16 protein-coding genes are annotated in these 21,161 nt (G+C 64.5%); 13 read left to right on the forward strand and 3 right to left on the reverse strand.

Translation table 11 applies throughout. The features are described 5' to 3' along the window. Positions 1 to 118 precede the first annotated feature (118 nt). The 3 genes from tssC to tssA are packed head-to-tail and all read right to left on the reverse strand — an operon-like array spanning position 119 to position 3,198. Entirely contained in the window at positions 119 to 1,615 is a 1,497-nt protein-coding gene (tssC, locus tag QMX97_RS21505) for a type VI secretion system contractile sheath large subunit (protein ID WP_032884437.1), read from the reverse strand. Positions 1,616 to 1,617: 2 nt separating this feature from the next. Next, on the reverse strand, positions 1,618 to 2,124 hold the full coding sequence (gene tssB, locus QMX97_RS21510) for a type VI secretion system contractile sheath small subunit (RefSeq protein ID WP_010207547.1): 507 nt from the start codon (positions 2,122 to 2,124) through the stop codon (positions 1,618 to 1,620). Positions 2,125 to 2,178: 54 nt separating this feature from the next. Continuing rightward, positions 2,179 to 3,198 carry a type VI secretion system protein TssA gene (gene tssA / locus QMX97_RS21515; protein ID WP_282397571.1) on the reverse strand — a complete coding sequence of 340 codons (1,020 nt, stop codon included), beginning with the start codon at positions 3,196 to 3,198 and terminating at the stop codon, positions 2,179 to 2,181. A gap of 395 nt (positions 3,199 to 3,593) precedes the next feature. On the opposite strand from tssA, the gene tagH reads away from it, so the two are divergent. The 13 genes from tagH (at position 3,594) to QMX97_RS21580 (ending at position 21,090) form a co-directional block, all read left to right on the forward strand. Next, positions 3,594 to 4,922, forward strand: coding sequence for a type VI secretion system-associated FHA domain protein TagH (gene tagH, locus QMX97_RS21520; RefSeq protein WP_282397572.1), 1,329 nt, complete (start codon positions 3,594 to 3,596; stop codon positions 4,920 to 4,922). Between the two features lie 51 nt (positions 4,923 to 4,973). Continuing rightward, positions 4,974 to 5,483 carry a type VI secretion system lipoprotein TssJ gene (tssJ, locus tag QMX97_RS21525; RefSeq protein ID WP_213551336.1) on the forward strand — a complete coding sequence of 170 codons (510 nt, stop codon included), beginning with the start codon at positions 4,974 to 4,976 and terminating at the stop codon, positions 5,481 to 5,483. Between the two features lie 16 nt (positions 5,484 to 5,499). Continuing rightward, positions 5,500 to 6,834, forward strand: coding sequence for a type VI secretion system baseplate subunit TssK (tssK, locus tag QMX97_RS21530; RefSeq protein WP_282397573.1), 1,335 nt, complete (start codon positions 5,500 to 5,502; stop codon positions 6,832 to 6,834). Positions 6,835 to 6,840: 6 nt separating this feature from the next. After that, positions 6,841 to 8,130 (forward strand): DotU family type VI secretion system protein, encoded by a 1,290-nt coding sequence (locus QMX97_RS21535; protein WP_065902521.1) that lies wholly within the window; start codon positions 6,841 to 6,843, stop codon positions 8,128 to 8,130. Continuing rightward, positions 8,127 to 11,627 carry a type VI secretion system membrane subunit TssM gene (gene tssM, locus QMX97_RS21540; RefSeq protein ID WP_282397574.1) on the forward strand — a complete coding sequence of 1,167 codons (3,501 nt, stop codon included), beginning with the start codon at positions 8,127 to 8,129 and terminating at the stop codon, positions 11,625 to 11,627. Before QMX97_RS21535 ends, tssM begins: the two co-directional genes overlap by 4 nt. Next, entirely contained in the window at positions 11,624 to 12,277 is a 654-nt protein-coding gene (gene tagF, locus QMX97_RS21545) for a type VI secretion system-associated protein TagF (RefSeq protein WP_065902517.1), read from the forward strand. The genes tssM and tagF overlap by 4 nt, the downstream gene beginning before the upstream one ends. Next, on the forward strand, positions 12,278 to 12,997 hold the full coding sequence (locus QMX97_RS21550) for a protein phosphatase 2C domain-containing protein (protein WP_065902515.1): 720 nt from the start codon (positions 12,278 to 12,280) through the stop codon (positions 12,995 to 12,997). Further along, positions 12,994 to 15,984, forward strand: a complete 2,991-nt coding sequence (locus QMX97_RS21555) for a serine/threonine-protein kinase (RefSeq protein ID WP_282397575.1) — start codon at positions 12,994 to 12,996, stop codon at positions 15,982 to 15,984. The genes QMX97_RS21550 and QMX97_RS21555 overlap by 4 nt, the downstream gene beginning before the upstream one ends. Then, the gene (locus tag QMX97_RS21560) at positions 15,984 to 16,688 is read left to right on the forward strand and encodes an ABC transporter ATP-binding protein (RefSeq protein ID WP_282397576.1); all 705 of its coding nucleotides are present in this window, start codon (positions 15,984 to 15,986) and stop codon (positions 16,686 to 16,688) included. The genes QMX97_RS21555 and QMX97_RS21560 overlap by 1 nt, the downstream gene beginning before the upstream one ends. Then, entirely contained in the window at positions 16,688 to 17,872 is a 1,185-nt protein-coding gene (locus QMX97_RS21565; protein ID WP_282397577.1) for an ABC transporter permease, read from the forward strand. Before QMX97_RS21560 ends, QMX97_RS21565 begins: the two co-directional genes overlap by 1 nt. Further along, the gene (locus tag QMX97_RS21570; RefSeq protein WP_065902506.1) at positions 17,865 to 19,577 is read left to right on the forward strand and encodes an SUMF1/EgtB/PvdO family nonheme iron enzyme; all 1,713 of its coding nucleotides are present in this window, start codon (positions 17,865 to 17,867) and stop codon (positions 19,575 to 19,577) included. Before QMX97_RS21565 ends, QMX97_RS21570 begins: the two co-directional genes overlap by 8 nt. Positions 19,578 to 19,661: 84 nt before the next feature. Further along, positions 19,662 to 20,585 carry a type VI secretion system-associated lipoprotein TagQ gene (gene tagQ, locus QMX97_RS21575; RefSeq protein ID WP_065902504.1) on the forward strand — a complete coding sequence of 308 codons (924 nt, stop codon included), beginning with the start codon at positions 19,662 to 19,664 and terminating at the stop codon, positions 20,583 to 20,585. A 124-nt stretch (positions 20,586 to 20,709) separates the two neighbouring features. Beyond that, positions 20,710 to 21,090 carry a helicase gene (locus QMX97_RS21580; protein WP_201146150.1) on the forward strand — a complete coding sequence of 127 codons (381 nt, stop codon included), beginning with the start codon at positions 20,710 to 20,712 and terminating at the stop codon, positions 21,088 to 21,090. Positions 21,091 to 21,161: the final 71 nt, after the last annotated feature.

Below are 21,161 nucleotides of genomic sequence, written 5' to 3' on the forward strand. Positions count from 1 at the left end.
GGCTTGCTCGCGAAAGCGGTGTATCAGCCTGAGATGTTTCGACTGACCCACCGTATTCGCGAGCAAGCCCGCTCCCACACAAGCCCGGCTCCCACAGAAGAGCTAGCTCATCCGATGTTTAGGCGCTTTTCGCCGAAGGCAGCTTCGATACCAGGCGCAGCGACACGGTCAGCCCTTCGAGCTGGTAGTGCGGGCGCAGGTAGAACTTGGAGTTGTAGTACCCCGGGTTGCCTTCGACGTCTTCCACGATCACTTCGGCTGCCGCCAACGGGTGCTGGGCCTTGGTGGTTTCGGTGGAGTGCGCCGGGTCGCCGTCGACGTAGTTGAGGATCCAGTCCTGCAACCAGCGCTGCATCTCGTCCTTCTCTTTGAAGGAGCCGATCTTGTCGCGCACGATGCACTTCAAGTAGTGGGCGAAACGGCAGGTGGCGAACAGGTACGGCAGGCGTGCGGCCAGGTTGGCGTTGGCGGTGGCGTCCGGGTCGTCGTATTCGGCCGGTTTCTGCAGCGACTGCGCGCCAATGAATGCGGCGAAGTCGGTGTTTTTCTTGTGCAGCAGCGGCATGAAACCGTTCTTCGCCAGTTCCGCTTCGCGGCGGTCGCTGATGGCGATTTCGGTCGGGCACTTCATGTCCACGCCACCGTCATCGGTCGGGAACGTGTGGGCCGGCAGGTTTTCCACTTCACCGCCGGACTCCACGCCACGGATGCGCGAGCACCAGCCGTAGTGCTTGAAGGAGCGGTTGATGTTCACGGCCATCGCATAGGCGGCGTTGGCCCAGGTGTATTTGGAGCTGTCGGCGCCGTCGGTGTTTTCTTCGAAGGCGAAGGCTTCCACCGGGTCGGTCTTGGCGCCATATGGCAGGCGCGCAAGGAAGCGCGGCATGGTCAGGCCGATGTAGCGCGAGTCTTCCGATTCACGCAGCGAGCGCCAGCCGGCGTATTCCGGGGTGGTGAAGATCTTGGTCAGGTCGCGCGGGTTCGACAGTTCCTGCCACGAGCCCATGCCCATCACGGTCGGCGACGCTGCAGCGATGAACGGCGAGTGCATGGCGGCGCAGACTTTCGACAGCTCGCCCAGCAGCTCGACGTCGGGTGGCGACTGGTCGAAGTAGTAGTCGCCGACCAGGCAACCGTACGGTTCGCCGCCGAACTGGCCGTATTCTTCTTCGTACATCTTCTTGAAGATCGGGCTCTGGTCCCAGGCAGTGCCCTTGAATTTCTTCAGGGTCTTGTGCAGGTCCGGCTTGGAGATGTTGAGCACGCGGATCTTGAGCTGCTCATCGCTCTCGGTGTTGTTGACCAGGTAGTGCAGGCCACGCCAGGCGCTTTCCAGCTGCTGGAAATCCTGGTGGTGGATGATCTGGTTGACCTGGGCGGTGAGCTTGGCGTCGATGGCGGCGATGATCGATTCGATCGACTTGATCGCGTCATTGGACACCAGGTCGGTTTGCGCCAGGGCCTGCTCGGCCAGGGTGCGCACGGCGGTTTCCACGGCTTCGCGGGCACGCTCGGTCTTGGGCTTGAATTCTTGCAGCAGCAGGTTCGCGAACTCGCTGGCTTCTTCGGTAGCCCCCAGGATCTGGGAGCCTTCGCGGGCGGTATTGTCCGTCATGATTATTGGTCCCCTGCAGGCTTGGGTGCGCTGGCAAGTGCCTGGAGCAATGCCGGGTCCTTGATCGCCTTCATGATGATTTCTTCAGCGCCAGTCTTGCCGTCCATGTAGGTCAGCAGGTTGGCCAGCTGGGTACGGGCTTCGAGCAGCTGGTTCAGCGAATCGACCTTGCGGGCCACGGCCGCCGGGCTGAAGTCGTCCATGCTTTCGAAGGTGATGTCCAGGCTCAGGTTGCCTTCGCCGGTCAGCTCGTTGGGGACGTGGAATGCCACGCGCGGCTGCATGGCCTTGAGGCGCGAGTCGAAATTGTCGACATCGACTTCAAGGAACTTGCGGTCGGCCACGGGCGCCAGAGGCTCGGCTGGCTTGCCGGCGAGGTCGGCCATCACGCCCATCACGAAGGGCAGCTGGACCTTTTTCTCGGCGCCGTAGAGCTCGACGTCGTACTCGATCTGCACTCGAGGCGCGCGGTTGCGCGCGATGAATTTCTGAGAACTTTGCTTCGCCACGTTGCTGCTCCTGGTCGCTTGAGCGACGGTGTTGTTACTGCACGCTCGGGCGGCTTAATCGCCGTCCGGACCGCGCAGGTTTTCAAATTGGGACATGCCGTCGGGAATCAGGTTGCGCACGATGGCCGCGAAGTCGGCGTGCACCAGATTCTTGGCCCGGTTCAACAACACCGGCAGCGGGCTCGAAGGCTCGTGCCGGGTGTAGTACGCAAGGATTTTGTCGAGGCTGCGCAGCACGTCATCGCGGCTGGCGATGTCGCCAGTGGGGCGCGGTGCTGCGGGGGCTGCAGTGAAGTCGACCGAGGGGGCATTGTCGTCACTGACGGCCTCGGGTTCGCTGCGGGTGTCGCTGTTCGGTACGAATTGGTTGAGGATTTGCAGGGCCTGCTTGAGCGGTTGCTTCAACAGGCTGAGGTCGACGCCCTGGGCCGAACCGACCTGGTCGCTGACCTGTTGTTCGATGGCTTCGCACGCGGCGCGCGCGGCGCCCAGGGCATCGCGGGTGGCCTGTAATTGCTCGGGGTCGCTGTCCAGGAACGCGGCGTTGAGTTGCTGCGCGCCGAGCTGCTCATCGGGGAAATTCATCAGGCCGCTGGCGTTTAGCGCGGCCCGCAGGCTGACCGGGCCGAAGGTGCGCGAGCGGGTGAGAATGCTTTCGCGCAGCAGGCGAATGGTCGCGTCGCTGGTCAGGCCGGACAGTGCGTTGATGCGAACCGTGGGGTCGTTATCGTCGTCGGCATCCAGGCGCGGGTGCAGGTCGGCCCAGTATTCGCGCAGCAGCGCGTTGATCAGCGTGAGCACTTCTGCGAGCCCGGCCACGCCTTGCAGGGCGAGCGAGCTTTGCAACAGGAAATGGGTGATTCGCAGGTCCTTGCTGCGCTGCAACAAGTCGAGGCTTTGCTGCTGGATGCTGCGCCATTCCGGCGGTTCAGCGGGCAAAATCGAATCGCCCATGCTGCGCTCGGGTTGGCCCTTGGCATCACGCTCCAGTTGGAGAAAGTCCGCGTCATATTCCATGTCTTCGCCACACGGCGAAGTTGCGGAAACGGCGGTGAGCAGCAACGGCACATCCACTGAAATTGATCTCCCTATCAGCCCGTTAGATGGCGGGCAATGCATGCATTAGTTGCGCGAGGAACTTTGCATGTTTTCTTGGTCATATAAGCAAGATGCCACTAATGTGCCATCACTGGTATTCAAGAAGTTGTGCATTTTTGGTGTAGTACTTAGGGCTTGTCAAGGTAAGCTATTCGCCCTCTGTGACAGATGTGCGGTGCTTAACAACCTGCACGACTGGTGGGTCGAACGGCGTACCCGGACAGGATTTTTGTCATGGAGCCCAGTTAAGATCAGCGATCATGCTGGTATCGGCAGGTTGTGGACGGTCGATTGCACGACCAGATGGGGATCTCCCGGGAACCGCTCGGCCCGGGAATCGACTGCGCGCGAAGTATCAGCAAGGAGGCAAGATGTCGCTGTGTTTGACTATCACTAGTTATCACAAGATCACCCCTGGGCAGTGCTCGGAAAAGTCCATGAATCAGGGCTCGATGGCTATCGGCCGCAGCGCGGACAATGACTGGGTGTTGCCTGACCCTGAGCGGCTGGTGTCTTCACAACACTGCGTTATTCAATACAAAGAAGGCCGTTATTATTTAACCGATAACAGCACCAATGGCGTGGAGTTGGTCAACGCCGGTATTCGGATGCGCCGGGGTAACAGCGAACCCCTGCAAAATGGCGAGTTGATCCGCATTGGCGATTACGAGATCCAGGCGCGTATCGACTTCAATGTGCAGGCGGTCGACAGCCAGCCGTTTGCCGGGGATTCACCGAACAGTTTTGAAGCGCTGATGGGCGCCGTGGTGAGCACCCCCATGCCGACGCCGGTGATTGCGCCGCAGTTCCATGGGGCATCATCGATGGACACGCTGCCGGACCTGTTCGACTTCCTCAGCCCCACTGCCGTACCGCCCCCGACGGTACCGGACCACGTGCCGTCCGAGCAGCATGACTTCCGCCCCCCGACCCCTGTGGTCGTCGAAAAACCCGTGGTGCCGAGTTCGGTCATTCCCGAAGACTGGGACCTGTTTGGCGACACGCCCGCACCGGTCGTCAGCGCACCGCCACCTCCGCCGTCACCACCGCCTGCGCCCATTACTTCGCCGCAGCCCGTGGTCGAGCCCGTGCTCCCCGTGGCCGACAGCCAACAGCCGGATCTGTTGCAAGCCTTCCTGCGCGGTGCCGGCCTGGACCAGTTGCGCCTGGACCGGGCCGATGCCTGCGCGCAGATGGAAAGTATCGGCCGCAGCTACCGGCTGATGGTCGAAGGCTTGATCGATGTGCTGCGCGCCCGCGCCAGCCTCAAGGGCGAGTTCCGCATGCAGCAGACGATGATCCAGCCCGCTGAAAACAATCCGTTGAAATTCGCACCGAATGCCGACGAAGCGTTACTGCTGCTGCTTCGCCATGGCAACCAGGCGTTTATGGCGCCCGATGCTGCCGTGCGCGACAGTTTCGACGACCTGCGCGCCCACCAGTTGGCGGTGATGGCCGGTGTGGAAGCAGCGATCAAACACCTGCTCGGGCGTTTCGAGCCGGCGCAGCTGGAAGAGCGCATGGGCAAGCCCGGCGGGCTCTCGAGTCTTTTCAACGGCTCGCGCCAGGCCCAGTACTGGCAGCAGTTCACCGAGCTCTACAGCAACATTTCCCGCGAGGCCCAGGAAGACTTCCAGGACCTGTTCGGCCGCGAATTCAGCCGAGCCTATGAGGAACACAGCGCACGCCAGCGTCGCTGACCCGCAACACATGGATTAACGGATAGCTAAGTACGTCATTGAGGACGCAGGATGATTCCCAGGTTTTTATTCGCAGTCGCCACACTGCTTCTGCTGACGGCGTGTGCCAAGGATGCCGCCAAACCCGACGCCGCCACCGAGGCGCCAGCGGACACTGCCGCCGTCGAGCTGCACTTTCACGCGATTGCCGGGCTCAACCCCGGCGCCAACGGCCAGGCCGCCCCGGTACGGGTGCGCATCTTCGAACTGAAAAACGCCGCCACCTTCGCGCGCTCCGATTACTTCGCCCTGGCTGACCGCGCGCAATCCACCCTCGGCCTGGACCTGCTGGACCAGGATGAAGTCATGGTGCAGCCCGGCGAGCAACTGAGCATCCAGCGCGACCTCGACCCGTCCACGCGCCAGATCGGGCTATTGGTCGGCTATCGCGAGTTGGACCGCGCGCAGTGGCGCACGGTGATCAACGTGCCAGCGCGCCAATACACCGAATACCAGATCAGCCTCGATGTGCGCGCGGTGCGCGCCGACGTCGTGGTTGCCCCATCCAGCCCTGCCCAATAACGCAATCGGAGCCCCCATGTCCTGGAACAATCGCGTGGTCTGGTCGGAAGGCATGTTCATCGGAACGCAGCACTTCCAGCAGCATGACCGTTACCTGGAAAACCTGATCGACGCCCGCAGCCGCCCGTTGTCCGTGGGCGCCTGGGGGTTCTCCGAGCTGCTGATCGACCAGGGCCTGCTGGCCCAGGGCAAGCTGGCGATCGTCTCGGCGCGCGGCCTGTTGTCCGACGGCACGCCGTTCAACATCCCCCAGGATGACCTGGCGCCAAGCCCGCTGAATATCGATGACTCCCTGCGCGACGGCCTGGTGTACCTGGCCTTGCCGCTCAAGCGTGCGGGTGCCCGTGACACCGTGGACGACGGCGAAGACTTGGGCGCTGCGCGCTATGTGAGCCAGGTGCGCGAAGTGCGCGACGACAACGCGCCGTTCGAGAACCGCGCGCCGGTAGCCGTCGGTTCGCGCGCCTTGCGTCTGTTGACCGCGCAGGATGGCATCAGCGACTACGCCGCCATCGGCCTGGTGCGCATCAAGGAAAAACGCGCCGACCGCGCACTCGTGCTCGATGACAGCTACATCCCGCCAGTCCTCGATGTGGCCGCGAGCAAACCGCTGACCGCGTTTCGCAGTGAGCTGCTCGGCCTGCTGCACCAGCGTGGCGAAGCCCTGGCCGGCCGCGTGGTCGCCTCGGGCGCGGGAGGCGCCTCGGAGATTGCCGATTTCATGCTGCTGCAACTGGTCAACCGGGCGCAGCCGCTGCTCCAGCATTTCAGCCAATTGAGCCCGCTGCACCCGGAGCGCTTCTTCAGCGAACTGGTGAGCCTGGCCGGTGAGTTCTCGACCTTTTCCACCGCCGGCCGCCGTCCGCAGGAATACCCGCAGTACCAGCACGACGACCTGGCCCTGAGCTTCGCCCCGGTGATGGCGGCCCTGCGTGAAGCCCTGTCGATGCTGATCGACAGCAAGGCCACGCCGATCCCGATTGTCGAGAAGGCCTATGGCGTCCACGTGGCGATGCTGGCAGACAAAACCCTGCTCGACAGCGCCAGTTTCATCCTCGTGGTGCGCGCCGATGTGCCGGGCGAAACCCTGCGCGGGCGTTTCGGCCAGCAGAGCAAGGTCGGCTCGGTGGAGCACATCCGCGACCTGGTCAACCTGCAACTGCCGGGCATCGGCCTGCTGCCGCTGCCGGTGGCGCCGCGCCAGATCCCTTACCACGCAGGCTCCACGTACTACGAGCTGGACCGTGGCAGCGAGCACTGGCAGCAGTTGAGCAACTCCGGTGGTTTTGCCTTTCATATCGCCGGGCAATTCCCGGGCTTGAACCTGGCCTTCTGGGCGATCCGAGGATAATCCGCGATGCATCCCAATGACGATGACCGCACCCAGTTCATGCCGCGCCCGGGTGGCCGGGCGCCGGAGCCGGTGCGTGCACAACCGGCCCCGCTGTCGATGCCGGCGGCGCCGATCCTGACCGGCAAGAGCCAGGGCCTCAACCCGCTTGAAAGCGCCGCCGGCCCGCTGCTGGCACTGCTCACGCGCCTGCGCAGCACCATCGCCCATCCGGCGCCGGCCAGCCTGCGCGCGCAATTGCTGGCCTACCTGCGCCAGTTCGAAGAACGTGCCGAAGCCGCCGGTGTGGCGCGCAACGAAGTGCTGCTGGCGCGTTACGCGCTGTGCACCGCCCTTGACGAAGCAGTGCTGAGTACGCCGTGGGGCAGCACCAGCGACTGGGGCAAGCAGAGCCTGCTGATCACTGTGCACAACGAGGCCTGGGGCGGCGAAAAGGTCTTCCAGCTGCTCGACCACTGCCTGCAAAGCCCACGGGAACGCCTGTACCTGTTGGAGCTGTTGTACCTGTGCATGTGCCTGGGTTTCGAAGGCCGCTACCGCGTGATGAACGACGGTCGCAGCCAGTTGGAAGCCCTGCGCGAGCGCACCGCCGCAGCCATTCGCAGTGCGCGTGGCGAGCACGAGCGCGAGCTGTCGCCGCATTGGCGCGGTGTGACGGTGGCGCGCGACCGGTTGGCGCAGTTCATGCCGCCGTGGATCGCCGTGGCCATCGGCCTGGCGCTGCTGCTGGCGCTGCTGTTTGGTTTGCGCATGAAGCTGGCCGCGGACGCCGAGCCGGTGTTCAAGAATATCCATGCCCTGGGCGAAATCCCGGTGCAGGCCATCGACCGTCCGGTGGCGCAGCCCAAAGTCATCGAACGGCCGCGCCTGGCGGGTTTCCTGGTGGAAGACATCAAGGCCGGTCGCGTCGCGGTGGAGGATGCCGTCGACCGTTCCGTGGTGACGATCCGCGGCGACGAACTGTTCGCCTCCGCCAGCTCCAGCATTGTCGATGACTACCAGCCGCTGATGCTGCGCATTGCCGATGCCATCCGCAAGGTCAAGGGCCAGGTGCGCGTGACCGGGCACAGCGACAACCGCCCGATTGCCACGCTGCGCTTCCCATCGAACTGGGCGCTGTCCGAAGCACGCGCCAAGTCGGTGCTGGAAATCCTGGCGGCCAAGACCGGCCAGGCCGATCGCTTCAGTGCCGAAGGCAGAAGCGACACCGAGCCGGTGGCGACCAACGCCACTGCCGAAGGCCGTGCCCGCAATCGTCGGGTTGAAATCACCGTATTGGCGGAGGGCGTCGAGTGAAGGCGTTTTTCAGTTTCATGATTCGCTGGGTGATCCCCGTCCTGGGCCTGATCGCCCTGAGCCTGATCATCTGGTTTGTCGGGCCGTTGCTCGACGTGCTGGTGCCCGAAGGACGACGCTGGGCGCTGATCATCCTGGTGTTTGCACTGTGGATCGCCTACCGCGTGTTCCGCATCCTCCAGGCCCGGCGCCAGGCCGCCGAAGTGATGCGCAGCCTGGCGGCGGAAACCCCGGCAGACCCCAACAGCGTGGCCACCGCCGAAGAACTCACCACCCTGCGCCAGCGCATGGACGAAGCCCTGGCGCTGCTGAAAAAGGCCAAGCTGGGCGGTGATGAGCGGCGCAACCTTTACGAGCTGCCGTGGTACGTGATCATCGGCCCGCCGGGTTCGGGCAAGACCACTGCGCTGGTCAATTCCGGGCTGCACTTTCCTCTCGCCGCCCAGTTGGGCGCCGGAGCGGTGCGCGGTGTCGGTGGTACGCGCAACTGTGACTGGTGGTTTACCGACCAGGCCGTTTTGCTCGACACCGCCGGCCGCTACACCACCCAGGACAGCAACTCCACGGTGGACAAGGCTGCGTGGCTGGGCTTTCTCGACCTGCTGAAAAAGCAGCGTTCGCGCCGCCCGATCGATGGCGCCTTTATCGCCATCAGCCTGTCGGACCTGCTGCTGGGCAGTGACGAGGAACGCGCTGCCCACGCCGCCGCGATTCGCCTGCGGATCCAGGAGCTGTACACCCAGCTGGGCGTGCGCTTCCCGATCTACCTGATGCTGACCAAGCTCGACCTGGTGCCGGGCTTCATGGAGTTCTTCGACAACCTGAGCAAGGAAGAGCGCGCCCAGGTGTGGGGCATGACCTTTGCCCTCGATGACGGCAAGAACAGCGACAGCCCTCTGGCGCACTTGCAAAGCGAATTCGCCGGCCTGGAGCAGCGCCTCAACGAGCGCCTGGTCGAACGCCTGCAACAGGAACGCGACCCGGCGCGGCGCGACCTGATCTATGGCTTCCCACAGCAGTTCGGCGCCTTGAAGGATTGCCTGCAGAGCTTTCTCGAGGGCGTGTTCAAGCCCAATGCCTTTGAAGAGCGCGTGCTGCTGCGCGGCGTGTACTTCACCAGCGGCACCCAGGAAGGCAGCCCGATCGACCGCCTGATCGGCGCCATGGCCCAGAGCATGAACCTGGACCGCCAGCACCTGGCGCGCCAGAGTGGCACTGGGCGCAGTTACTTCATCGAAAAACTCTTCACCGCCGTGGCCTTCGCCGAGCGCGGGCTGGTGGGGGTGAACCCTAAGGTCGAGCGCCGGCGCAAGTGGATCGCGCGCGGCGTGCTTGCGGCCACCGTGGCGTTGGTGGTGGTGGTCAGCGGCCTGTGGTGGGTGAGCTATCGCGCCAACCAGGCGTATATCGCCCAGGTCGACCAGAAGGTCGCGCCCCTCGGCCAGACCGTGCAGAACCTCAGCCCGGCGCAGCGTGATGTGCTCGCGGTGCTGCCGCTGCTCAACGCGGTTAAAAACCTGGCGGGCGACTCGCCGAGCTGGTCCGAAGGGTTGGGCCTGTATCAGGGCGACATGCTTGAAGCCGAGTCCGCGAGCGTCTATCGCAAGCTGTTGATCGCCGTCTTCGCGCCACGCCTGGTGACGCGCATCGAAGAGCAACTGCACGGCGGCGGCAATTCGGACTTCCTCTACGAGGGGCTCAAGGCTTACCTGATGCTCGCCGACACCGAGCACTATGACCCGGACTTCATCAAGGCCTGGATCGCCCTGGACTGGGATCGCAACCTGCCACGCGACTTGCCGGCCGACCAGCGCCAGGCCTTGACCGGGCACTTGCAGGCCCTGTTCGAACGCCATCCGCCGAGCGCGCGGCTCGACCCGCGCCTGATCGACGACCTGCGTCGCCAGCTGCAGCAACTGCCGGTGGCGCAGCGCGTCTACGACCGGGTCAAGCGTCAGAAGCTGCCCGAAGGCATCCCGGACTTTCGCCTCAACGAAGCCGCTGGGCGTGACGCGGCGCTGGTGTTCAGCCGCAAGAGCGGCAAGCCGCTGGGCGAGCCGTTGAGTGGGTTCTTCACCGCCAAGGGCTATCGGCAGGCGTTCCTGCTGAGCAGCCTGAATCAGACCGGCACCCTGGCCGAGGAGCAATGGGTGCTCGGCCATGAGCAGGCCGACCAGCAAAACGTGGTGAGCCTGGCCGCCGATGTGCGGCGCCTGTATTTCCAGGATTACCAGCGCCAGTGGGATGCCTTGCTCGCCGATATCGACTTTGTGCCGATCACCAGCGTGGCCCAGGCCGCCGACGTGCTGCGGGTGATTTCCGGCCCGACCTCGCCGCTGAAGAAACTGCTGGTGGCGGTGGCCAGGGAAACCGATCTGCAGGCGGAAGAGCGCCAGCTGGCGGCCAAGGGCGTACCGGTGGAAGGCGGCGTCGACAAGCTCAAGGAGCGTCTCGGCAGCCTGCTCGGCCAGGAGCAACCTGTCGCCAATGCACCGCAGGCGGCAGACGATCCGGTGACCGCGCACTTTGCCGAACTCAACAGCATCGTCAGCAAGAACGAAGGCGAGCCGGCAGCTATCGACGGCTTGCTGGCGGACATGAACGCGCTGTATGTGCAGGTCAGCGCCATGGTCGGCGCCAGCGGTGATGCCTTGCTCGGCGAGGCGAAGAACCAGGCAGCGGCGGCAGCCACGCGGGTCAGCCTGAATGCCGAACGCCAACCGCCGCTGGTGCAGGGCATGGTCAAGTCGGTGGTCAATTCCACTACCAACAGCATGATGGGCGGCGTGCGCAACCAGCTGAACGCGGCTTGGGTCAGCGAAGTGGTCAACGTGTATCGCCAGTCCCTGGCCGGGCGCTACCCGATGGCGCCGGGCAGCGCGCGGGATGCCACCCTGGATGACTTCGGCCAGTTCTTCGGCGTGGGCGGGGTAATGGACAACTACTTCCGCAAATACCTGCAGCCGTACGTGGACACCTCCGCGCAGACCTGGCGCTGGCAGCCGGGCGCGGCGCAGAAGCTCGGCATTGCGCCGGGCGTGCTGCAGACCTTCCAGCGCGCCGCGACGATTCGCGATGCGTTCTTCCGCGCCGGCGGCACCCAGCCGATCGTGCGGTTCGAACTCAATCCGGTGTCGATGGACCCGACCATCACTCAGTTCCTGCTTGACCTCGACGGCCAGCAATTGAGTTACGACCATGGCCCGAGCCGCCCGGTGGCGATGCAATGGCCGAACCCCGGCAGCATTGGCGTGGTGCGTATTTCGATCATGCCGCCGTCGGCCAGTGGGCGTTCCGGGGTGACGTTGGACGGGCCGTGGGCATGGTTCCGCCTGCTGGAGCAATCGGACCTGACCGCCGGCAACTCGCCGGATCGCTTCAACCTGCGCCTGCGGGTCGACGGCGCGAGCATTGCCTACGAGCTGCGCGCCAACAGCGCTTTCAACCCGTTCAAGAGCCGTGTGCTCAGTGGCTTCAGCCTGCCGGAGCGGCTATGACGACCCTGGGTTTCTACGGCAAGCTGGCCAGTCGCGGCGACTTTGTCAGCCGCGCCTTGCCGCAGAGTTTTATCGGCCCGTGGGACAGCTGGCTGGCGGCGGGACTGCTCGCCAGCCAGCACAGCCTCGGCGCCGACTGGCTCAACGTGTACCTGGTCAGCCCGCTGTGGCGCTTTGTACTGGCGCCGGGCGTGTGCGGGCCGGACGCGGCGGCGGGCGTGGTGATGCCGAGCATCGACCGGGTCGGGCGCTATTTCCCGCTGGCGGTGGTGGCCTTGCTGGATCACGACACCAATCCTGCCTCCCTGGTGGGCGGGCCGGACACCTGGTTCGAACACGCTGAAGAGCTGTTGCTCAGCACCCTGGATGCCGGCGCCTCGTTCGAAAGCTTCAATGCTGGCCTCGACAGCCTGGGCGTGCCGGCAAGCACATTGCGCGCGGTGGACAGTCGTTTCGCCGGCCTGCAACGCGTGGCGGCCAGCGAGCCCGAGCAGCGCATGAATGCGCTCGCCGAACAGGCCTGCGACGGTGCGAGCCTGTGGTGGGGCCGTGGTTCGCAGACGATTTCCCCTGGTTTATTGCGGTGTCAGGGCCTGCCTGCCACCGGCGATTTTGCGCAGTTTTTGCTCGGACAAGAAGGTGTGGTGTAGATGGGGTCGACGTACAAATCCGCGAGCAAAAGCCATGTGGGCATGGTCCGCCAGGTCAACGAAGACGCGTGCCTGGACCTGCCGGAGAATCGCCTGTGGGTGGTCGCCGATGGCATGGGCGGGCATGCGGCGGGGGACTACGTCAGCAGCCTGATCGTCGACAGCCTGCGCAGTCTCCCTGTGGGGCGTTCCCTCGACGAATACTCGGCGGCGCTGCGCAATGACCTGATCCGCATCAACGCGGCCGTGCGTGAAGAAACTGCCAACCGTGGCGTGACGATGATGGGCAGCACCGTGGTCGTGCTGGCCGCGCGCGGCTTGCGCGGCGTATGCCTGTGGGCGGGCGACAGTCGCCTGTACCGCCTGCGCGACGGCGTGCTCGAAGGCATCTCCCGCGACCACAGCTACGTCCAGGACCTGCAAGACAGCGGCCTGCTCAGCGAAGCCGACGCCCGTGTGCACCCGCGCGCCAACATTGTCACCCGCGCGATTGGCGTGGAAGCCCAGTTGGAGCTGGCGGTAATCGACCTGCTGATCGCACCTGGCGACAGCTACCTGTTGTGCAGCGACGGCCTGAACAAAACCGTCGAAGACCATGAAATCCGCGAAGTGCTCAGCCACGACGCGCCGGATGAAATCGTGCGCAGCCTGGTGCACCTGGGGCTTAACCGCGGTGCGCCGGACAACATCACCGCTATCGTCGTGAAGGTATCGGCATGAACATCCTGATTCCCGGCTATGACATCGAAGGCGAAATCGGCGAAGGCGCCATGGCCAGCGTGTACCTGGCGACCCAGCGTTCGCTGGAGCGCAAGGTCGCATTGAAGGTGATGGCGGCGGCACTGGCGGCCGACCCGAGCTTCTGCGAACGCTTCCTGCGCGAGGGCAAGACCCTGGCGCGTTTGTCGCACCCGCACACAGTGACCATCCATGACATCGGCAATGTCGGTGAGCTGTATTACATGGCCATGGAATACCTGCCCAACGGCACGCTGAAAGAGCGCATCGCCGCTGGCCTGACGCCGGAGCAGGGCGTGACGCTGATTCGCCAGATCGCCTCGGCACTTGGCTATGCGCATGCCCAGGGCCTGGTGCACCGCGACGTCAAGCCGGCGAACATTCTGTTTCGCGCCGATGGCACGGCGGTACTGTCGGACTTCGGCATCGCCAAGTCCCTGGACGACCGCACCCAGTTCACCCAGGCCGGGTTTGCCGTGGGCACGCCGAGCTACATGAGTCCGGAGCAGGCGCGGGGCCAGGAGATCGATGGCCGCGCCGACCTGTATGCGTTGGGCGTGGTGTTGTACGAAATCCTCGTCGGCAAGCTGCCGTACAACGGCACCGATGCGCTGTCCACGGCGCTGGCGCACCTGACCGAGCCTTTGCCGGAGCTGCCGGTGCACCACGGGCGTTATCAGGACGTGCTGCGCAAGCTGTTGGCCAAGGACCCGGCGGAGCGTTTCCCGGATGCGGCGGCGTTGCTGGCAGCGCTGGACAACCTGCCAGCGGAGTCGTTGGAAGCTACCCTGGTGCGGCCGTTGCCGATCCCGCTGAGCTTCGACCTGGCGGGCATGACGCCGGTCACCATCGACATCCCGACCGATAAACCCCAGCCGCAGCCGGTGCGTCAGCCGGTGGTAACGCCGACCCAGCACAACGCCGTGTCCGAGCAGCGCCGTGGGCCGGTGTTGGCATTGGCCGCCGTGGCCGTGGCGGTCGCGTTGGCCATTGGTGGCGCGAGCTACTGGTGGCTGAGTGGCAACGATGAGCCCGCCAAGCCGCCGGCTGCCGTGCTGCCCAAGGCGCCGCCGGCCGAGGCGACACCGGCAGTGGCCGAGGTGGACGGCGGTCAGCGCCCGCTGCTGATGGCCGGCAAGAAGACCTTGTTCCAGCGCGTGCTCAGCAAGCCGGGCGCCAAGCTCTCGCATGATGCCGGTGGCGCGCCAGGCGAAGGACTGCCGGCGTTTTCCGTGCTCTACGTTTATCAGCGCAAGGACGTTGATGGCAGCCCGTGGGTCCGCGTCGGCGCCGCCACCGATGGCCGCAGCGATGGCTGGTTGCCGGCCGCGCAAGTCAGTGACTGGAAGCAGAGCCTGGTGCTCAAGTTCACCGAGCGCTCGGGCCGGGCGCCGGTGATGTTCCTGCGCCAGTCCAGCGAAGTCGAGAAACTGCTGGCCGACCCCGCCGCCGCCAAGGGCGTGTTGGCCAAGGCGCAGAAAAACAGCGACGACAACGGCCAGGTGCTGGCCCTTGAACCGACCGCCAGTGCAGTGCCGCAGAACCAGTTCTACCTGCTGCCGATCTTCGATTCCAAAGAGAGTTTCGACGAAAACGGCCAGCCGGTGCAGTTGCTCAACGTGGCCTCCATCGACCCCGGCACCGCCGCCGCAAAACCCGCCAAACCGGCCACGCCGGTGCTGAATGCCAACGCGGATGCTTTCCGTACCGCCGTGGTGCTGGTGGTCGATACCACCGTGTCCATGCAGCCCTATATCGACCAGATCCGCGATGTGGTGCACGAGCTGCAAACCCGCATCGCCGAGCGTGGCGAGTTGGACAGTGTCAGCTTCGGCATGGTCGGTTTTCGCAGCAGCATCAAGAAAACCCCTGGCCTGGAATACGTGGCCAAGACCCTGATCACCCTCGACCAGGGCCGCGAACCGCAGCGTTTTCTCGACATGGCGCGCCAGGTCAAGGCGTCCACCGTGTCCAGCCACTCGTTCAACGAGGACGCGTTCGCCGGCGTGATGCAGGCCGTGGACGGCATGGACTGGTCCGGCTATGGCGGTCGCATCATCCTGCTGGTGACCGATGCCGGCGCACTGCGCAAGAACGACCCTTTTGCGGCCACCCAGATGAACGAAGCCGAAGTGCGCCAGGCCGCGCTGGGCAAGCAGATCAAGATCTACGCGCTGCACTTGCGCACCGACGCCGGCAAGAAAACCCACGCCGGCGCCGAGAGCCAGTACCGCATCCTCACGGCCGACGCCAACCCGCAGATCGCCGATCTGTACACGGCGGTGCCGGGTGGCGATGTGCGCAAGTTAGGTGAGCGAGTCGACGAGATCGGCACGGTGTTCGCCAACCTTGTCCATCAGGTGCGCAGCAATACGCCGCAGCCGGTGCCGCAGTTGAGCAGTGCGCCGAGCCTGGCGGACAAATCGGCGGCGGTCGGCTACGCGATGCACATGGATTTCCTCGGGCGCAAAACCGCGAGCCAGGCGCCGCAGCTGGTCAGCGCCTGGACCGCCGACCGCGACCTGACCAACCCGGCGCTGCCGGCGTTCCAGGTGTGTGTGATGCTGACCAAGCTGCAGCTCAATGACTTGCAGCAGTCGCTGAAACTGATTGTCGACGCGGCGCGCAAGACCCAGACCTCGCCCAAGGATTTTTTCCAGGAAATTGCCAGCGCCTCGGCTTATATGAGCCGCGACCCGCAAGCCCTGCGCAAGGGCGGCAACCTGGCCGACGGCGGCATTCTCGGCGAATACCTGGAAGGCCTGCCGTACCGCAGCAAGTCGCTGAACATGACCCAGGACTTGTGGTTGTCGTTGAGCGTGGCCGAGCAGGAAGACTTTATCGACGAGCTGGACTCGAAAATCCGTCTCTACGAAACCTTCCACAATGACGTGGCCAACTGGGTCCGTTTCGGCGATGCCGAGCCGGGCGATGCGTTGTACCGCGTGCCGCTGTCGACGCTGCCTTGATGCTGAACCTGAGCGCGGTGCACAAAAGCCGAGGTGTCGGTAGCCAGCGTTACAGCCTGGTGATTCCGGCGCTGGCGCTGCGTGCCGGTGAGCAAATGGCAATCGTCGGTCCGAGCGGCTGTGGCAAAAGCACCTTGCTGGATTTGCTCGCGTTGGTATTGGCGCCGGATCAAGTCGGTCAGTTTGACTTCCATCAGCAGGATATTGCCGGGTTGTGGCGCGCCGATCAGCAATCCACCCTGGCCGAGCTGCGCAGCAGGCACCTGGGTTATGTGCTGCAAACCGGCGGGCTGCTGGGGTTTCTGGATGTGCGCAGCAATATCGCGCTGTCGCGGCAACTGCTGGGCCTGAAGGATGACGGCAGCGTGGCGCGCCTGGCCGCGCAGTTGGAAATCAGTGATCAGTTGATGAAGAAGCCGGCAGCGCTGTCGGTGGGGCAACGCCAGCGTGTGAGCTGCGCCCGCGCGCTGGCCCATGCGCCGCAGCTGGTGCTGGCGGACGAGCCGACTGCCTCGCTTGACCCGCTGAACGCCGAGCGCGTGATGCACGCGCTGCTGGCCCAGGCTCGCGAGCATCGCGCCGCCTGCGTGATTGCCACCCATGACGAGGCCCTGGCGCGTGCCAGCGGCTTGCAGGTGCGGCGCATCAGTTGTCGTCGCGACACCGACGGTGGTGTCACCGCGACGCTCGGGGAGGCGAGCTGATGCGCATCCCTCTGGTGGTCTCCCTGGCTTGGCAGGATTACCGCAACGACGCGTGGCTGTCGGCCTGCTCGGTGCTGGCACTGGTCGCCGTGATCGCGCCGTTGCTGGTGTTATTCGGCCTGAAATTTGGACTGGTTAGCAGTTTGACCGAACGTTTGGAGACCGACCCCGCGACCCGTGAAATTATTCCGTTGGGCGGTGGTCGATTCAGCAGCGCATTTGTCGAGCAACTGGGCCGGCGCCCGGATGTGGCGTTTGCACTGCCACGTACACGGCAGATTGCAGCCACCGCGCAAGTGGGCACGCTGACCCTGGAAATGCTGCCGACAGCATCGGGCGATCCGTTGCTGGCGGGCGTGCCGATGCCGCGCGGGCTGGATCAGATCGTGCTGAGCCACACCGCCGCCGAAAAGCTCGCGGCGCGGCCAGGCGATTGGCTGGAAACCAGCTTTGCACGGCAAGTGGCGGGGCGCGTCGAGGCCCGGCGCACACGTCTGCAGGTGCTGGCGGTAGTGCCGCTGGAAGCCTTTGCACGCGACGGGTTGTTTGCTGATTTGAGTTTGCTGGAAGCGGCCGAGGATTACCGCGATGGCCGCGCCGTACCGGCATTGGGTTGGGACGGTGAAGCCGTGGGTATGAGCGAGCAGCGCGTGTACCCGGCGTTTCGCTTGTATGCGCGCAGCCTGGTCGACGTGGAGCCGCTGCGGGTGTATTTCGCCGGGCAGAACCTGCTGGTGTCGACCCAGGCGCACACCATCGCCCAGGTGCAGTCGTTGAGCCGCAACCTGTCGATTGTGTTCTGGATCATCGCCGGGTTGGCGTTGGCGGGGGCGTTCGCGGCGATCTTCGCCGGGGCGTTGGCTGCGGTGGCGCGCAAGCGTCGGGAATTGTCGGTGTTGCGCCTGCTGGGCTTTTCCACCGGCGCGCTGTTGCTGTTTGTGGTGATGCAGGCGCTGTACAGCGCAGGTGTTGCCGCCGTGCTGAGTGCCGGGCTGTATGCACTGGCCGAGGCGGGGTTGAATCAATTATTCGTGCAGGTGCCGGGCGAACACGCCAGCCACCTGCTGGCGCGTCATTACGCCCTGGCCCTGGTTGCAGTCCTTGGCGTCAGCGCCGTGGCGGCGGCCTGTGGCGGTTGGCGAGTGGCGCGTATCCAGGCTTCTGAAGGAATCAGAGATGTATAAGTTACTGGGCGCCTGTGTGGCGCTGAGCCTGGCCTCGATGGCCTGGGCCGATGAGGCAAGCGACAAGCTCGACAACCCCAAGCCGTTGCCCGGCGACGTCAGCCTGCCGCTGCCGTGCGAAGGCAATATGCTGTTTCGCTACGCCTACGTCCTGGCCCAGGGCACCCTGGACGATCGCGAGATCAGCCTCGGCTATCCCTTTGCCGAAGGTGAGGCCGGCTACCAGCAGTCGTTTATTTCCGGTTACCGCCGCGACTTCATCAACGGCCAGTTCACCCTCAAGGACCTGCCGAAGGAGTGGAACAAAGTCATCGCGCCACTGATGCCGAAGACCGACGCCAAGACCCCGCTCAAGCCCATGCTCTACTTCATCGGCAAGTACGAAGTGACTGCCCGCCAGTACGCCCAGGTGATGTCCCAGGCGCAGTCGCTGGCCAGCGGCGAGCCGGCGCCGGCCTGCGATGTTCCCAGCGGCATGGCCGGGCGTTTGCCCAAGGTCAAGCTCTCGCGCTTTGAGGCCGAGCGCTTCTCGGCGGTGTACAGCGCCTGGTTGATGAAATACCACCGCGACTTGCTGCCGGTCAGCGGGCGCGGTTCGTCGGCGGATGACGGCGGCCTGGGGTTTGTGCGCCTGCCCACCGAAGTGGAATGGGAATTCGCCGCGCGCGGCGGCCACGCGGTGAGCCGCCAGGACCTGGAAGGGCGCCTGTTCCCGCGCCGCACTGACGGCAGTGACAGCGACGGCCCGCTAGGTGATTACGCAGTCTTCAACCAGGTCGCCGGTGGCACCGGGCAGGCGGCGCGGTTGATGCCCATCGGCACCAAATTGCCCAACCCGATCGGTATGTTCGATGTGATCGGCAACGCCGCGGAAATGGTCCAGGAGTCTTTCCAACTGGTGCACGCCGGGCGTCGCCAGGGCACCTACGGCGGCTTCGTGGTCAAGGGCGGCAACTACCTGGAAGGTGAGGGCACGCTGTTTACCGGCATGCGTCGCGAATACCCGCTGTTCGCTGCCGATGGCACCGAGCAGAGCAACGAAACCACCGGCTTCCGCGTGGCGATGGGGGCCTTGTCGGCGCCGCGCTCGCGCTACAAGGAATTGTTCGCGCAGTGGCAGAAAGAAGGTCGACTGGCCGCGCTGACCGACGCCATCGACGATGCCCAGGACCCGACCAAGCGCCTGGACAGCATCATCGCCGCCAGCGCCGACCCCAAGCTGCAGGCCGAGCTGGGGCTGGTCAACGAAGAGCTCAAGCGCAATGTCTCGCTGATCGCCCAGCAACGCGAAGAGGCAGCGGGCAACCTGATCCAGTCGGCCGCGTTGGTGGCCGAGACCATCAGTAACTACAACATCCGCCTGGCCAACCTGCAGAAGAGTCGCCAGCAGGCCCTGGACAACAAGGACGAGGCCAGCGCGCAGTTGTTCGCCACCGCCATCGACAACGGACGCAGCGCCCTCGACGGCGCGGTGGCGATCTACATCGACAACCTGGCCACCGGCACGCGCTACACCGATGCGGTGATCCAGGCGCAGTTTCAACGAATCAAGGAAGAGTTGGATCGCAAACCCGTGCTCGGCAAGAGCCTGGTGACGCGCGCAACACTGTTCGTCCGCCATGTCGGCAACTACCGCAAGCAACAGCGGGCCGACCCGGCGACGATCTTGAAGGAATTGCTCGCAGCGAGCGGTCAGCGGTCTTGATCGTTGGCTGTATGGCGAGCTTGGAAGGGACTCAGGCGGCGGTGGGCCGTGCTGGGCAAGTCAAACTTAAAAGAGAACACATCTATGCTTTTTTCCCGTAAGGCGGTTTCCAAGCGTCACTTGCTGCTGATCGCGGCCGGTTTCAGTACCGTGCTGACTGGCTGCGCCACGTCGCCGGCGTCCAAGGTCGCGTCGAGCACCAAGGTCGAGTACTACCCCAACTGCTACGAGCCGGTGCAGCACCTGCGCGCCACCGATTCGGACATGACCAAGTCGGTCGTCACCGGTGCCGCCCTCGGCGCGGCCGGCGGTGCACTGCTTGGCGCCTTGACCGGCGACTCCGACAAGCGCGGCCGCAACGCGGCGATCGGCGCAGCGGGCGGCGCCCTGGCCGGCGGCGCGGCGGGTTACTACACCGAGCGTCAGAAGCAGATCACCGATGACAACCAGCGCATCGCGTCGTACTCCACCGACTTCAACAAAAGCGCTTCCGACATCGACCGCAGCACCGCCTACGCCAAGGCGTCCCAGCAGTGCTACCAGAGCGCGTTCACCAAGCTGGTGGCCGACCGCAAGGCCAAGACCGTCAATGACACCGAAGGCCGCAAGCGCCTGGCAGAAATCGTCGCGGGCCTGAAGGAGTCCAATGACCTGATCGTCGCGGTCAACGGCAAAGCCAGCGAAGACCTGAACAACTACACCCAGGCCTACGAGCAAGACCTGCAGCAGGTAGGCGTGCAGCGCGCCGACGTGGTCACCGTGGCCACCGCCGACACCACGCCGCCCGTGGCCCCGGCCAAAGGCAAGAAAGCCGTGAAGCCAGCGAAGAAGCCTGCGCTGCCAGTGGTGCCTAAAGAAGCGGTAACCACCGAGAAGAGCATCCAGACCGTGCAGGCCAAGCAAGCTGAAAGCAAGCAGGTCGCCAGCGCCGGCAAGGCGCAGATCGAAGGCACCTGCCGCGATCCAAACCTGGCCGACTGGGCGCCGGTGCCTTGCCCTAACGTTTAAGCAACATGTTGCTATAAGCGTTAAACGCCAGCCGATCTCCGTCTAAAGCGCGAGATCGGTGGCGTTCCTCGATCAAATCGTTACACTGCTGCGGCCACTCAATAATTACACCGAGGCCGTGTGCATGAAATTTCGTCTTCTGCTGTGGGTGCTGGGCCTGCTGATGGGCAAAGCCAGCCGCACCAATCCTGCCTTCCAGCAACAGCTGGGTGACAAAGACCTGGCGTTCCAGTTGCAGACACTGGACGGCAAGGTTGCCCGTCACTTCGTCGTCAAAGACCAGCGCATTACCAGCCACTCGGGTGTTCACCCGACGCCGGCGTTTGCCATCGCGTTCAAGGATGCCGCCTATGGCTTCGCCACGATGCAGGCGAAGAACAAGCAACTGGCGTTCATGACGGGGATTCAGGACAAGTCGATCCAGATCAAGGGCAACCCGGCGCTGGTGATCTGGTTCCAGGGGCTGACCAAGTATTTGAAGCCGAAGAAAAAGAAGAAAACCTGAAACCGCCTTTTTTTGGCAGGCGATCCTCTTTGTGGCGAGCGGGCTTGCCCCGCGTTGGGCTGCGCAGCAGC

The organism is Pseudomonas sp. PS01298 (assembly GCF_029959745.1).
Taxonomy (GTDB): domain Bacteria; phylum Pseudomonadota; class Gammaproteobacteria; order Pseudomonadales; family Pseudomonadaceae; genus Aquipseudomonas; species Aquipseudomonas aylmerensis.

Coding starts and splice junctions, on each gene's coding strand:
- tssC (WP_032884437.1), bottom strand. CDS start 1,615: ATGACGGACAATACCGCCCGCGAAGGCTCCCAGATCCTGGGGGCTACC.
- tagH (WP_282397572.1), top strand. CDS start 3,594: ATGTCGCTGTGTTTGACTATCACTAGTTATCACAAGATCACCCCTGGG.
- tssJ (WP_213551336.1), top strand. CDS start 4,974: ATGATTCCCAGGTTTTTATTCGCAGTCGCCACACTGCTTCTGCTGACG.
- tssK (WP_282397573.1), top strand. CDS start 5,500: ATGTCCTGGAACAATCGCGTGGTCTGGTCGGAAGGCATGTTCATCGGA.
- QMX97_RS21535 (WP_065902521.1), top strand. CDS start 6,841: ATGCATCCCAATGACGATGACCGCACCCAGTTCATGCCGCGCCCGGGT.
- tagF (WP_065902517.1), top strand. CDS start 11,624: ATGACGACCCTGGGTTTCTACGGCAAGCTGGCCAGTCGCGGCGACTTT.
- QMX97_RS21550 (WP_065902515.1), top strand. CDS start 12,278: ATGGGGTCGACGTACAAATCCGCGAGCAAAAGCCATGTGGGCATGGTC.
- QMX97_RS21555 (WP_282397575.1), top strand. CDS start 12,994: ATGAACATCCTGATTCCCGGCTATGACATCGAAGGCGAAATCGGCGAA.
- QMX97_RS21560 (WP_282397576.1), top strand. CDS start 15,984: ATGCTGAACCTGAGCGCGGTGCACAAAAGCCGAGGTGTCGGTAGCCAG.
- QMX97_RS21565 (WP_282397577.1), top strand. CDS start 16,688: ATGCGCATCCCTCTGGTGGTCTCCCTGGCTTGGCAGGATTACCGCAAC.
- QMX97_RS21570 (WP_065902506.1), top strand. CDS start 17,865: ATGTATAAGTTACTGGGCGCCTGTGTGGCGCTGAGCCTGGCCTCGATG.
- tagQ (WP_065902504.1), top strand. CDS start 19,662: ATGCTTTTTTCCCGTAAGGCGGTTTCCAAGCGTCACTTGCTGCTGATC.
- QMX97_RS21580 (WP_201146150.1), top strand. CDS start 20,710: ATGAAATTTCGTCTTCTGCTGTGGGTGCTGGGCCTGCTGATGGGCAAA.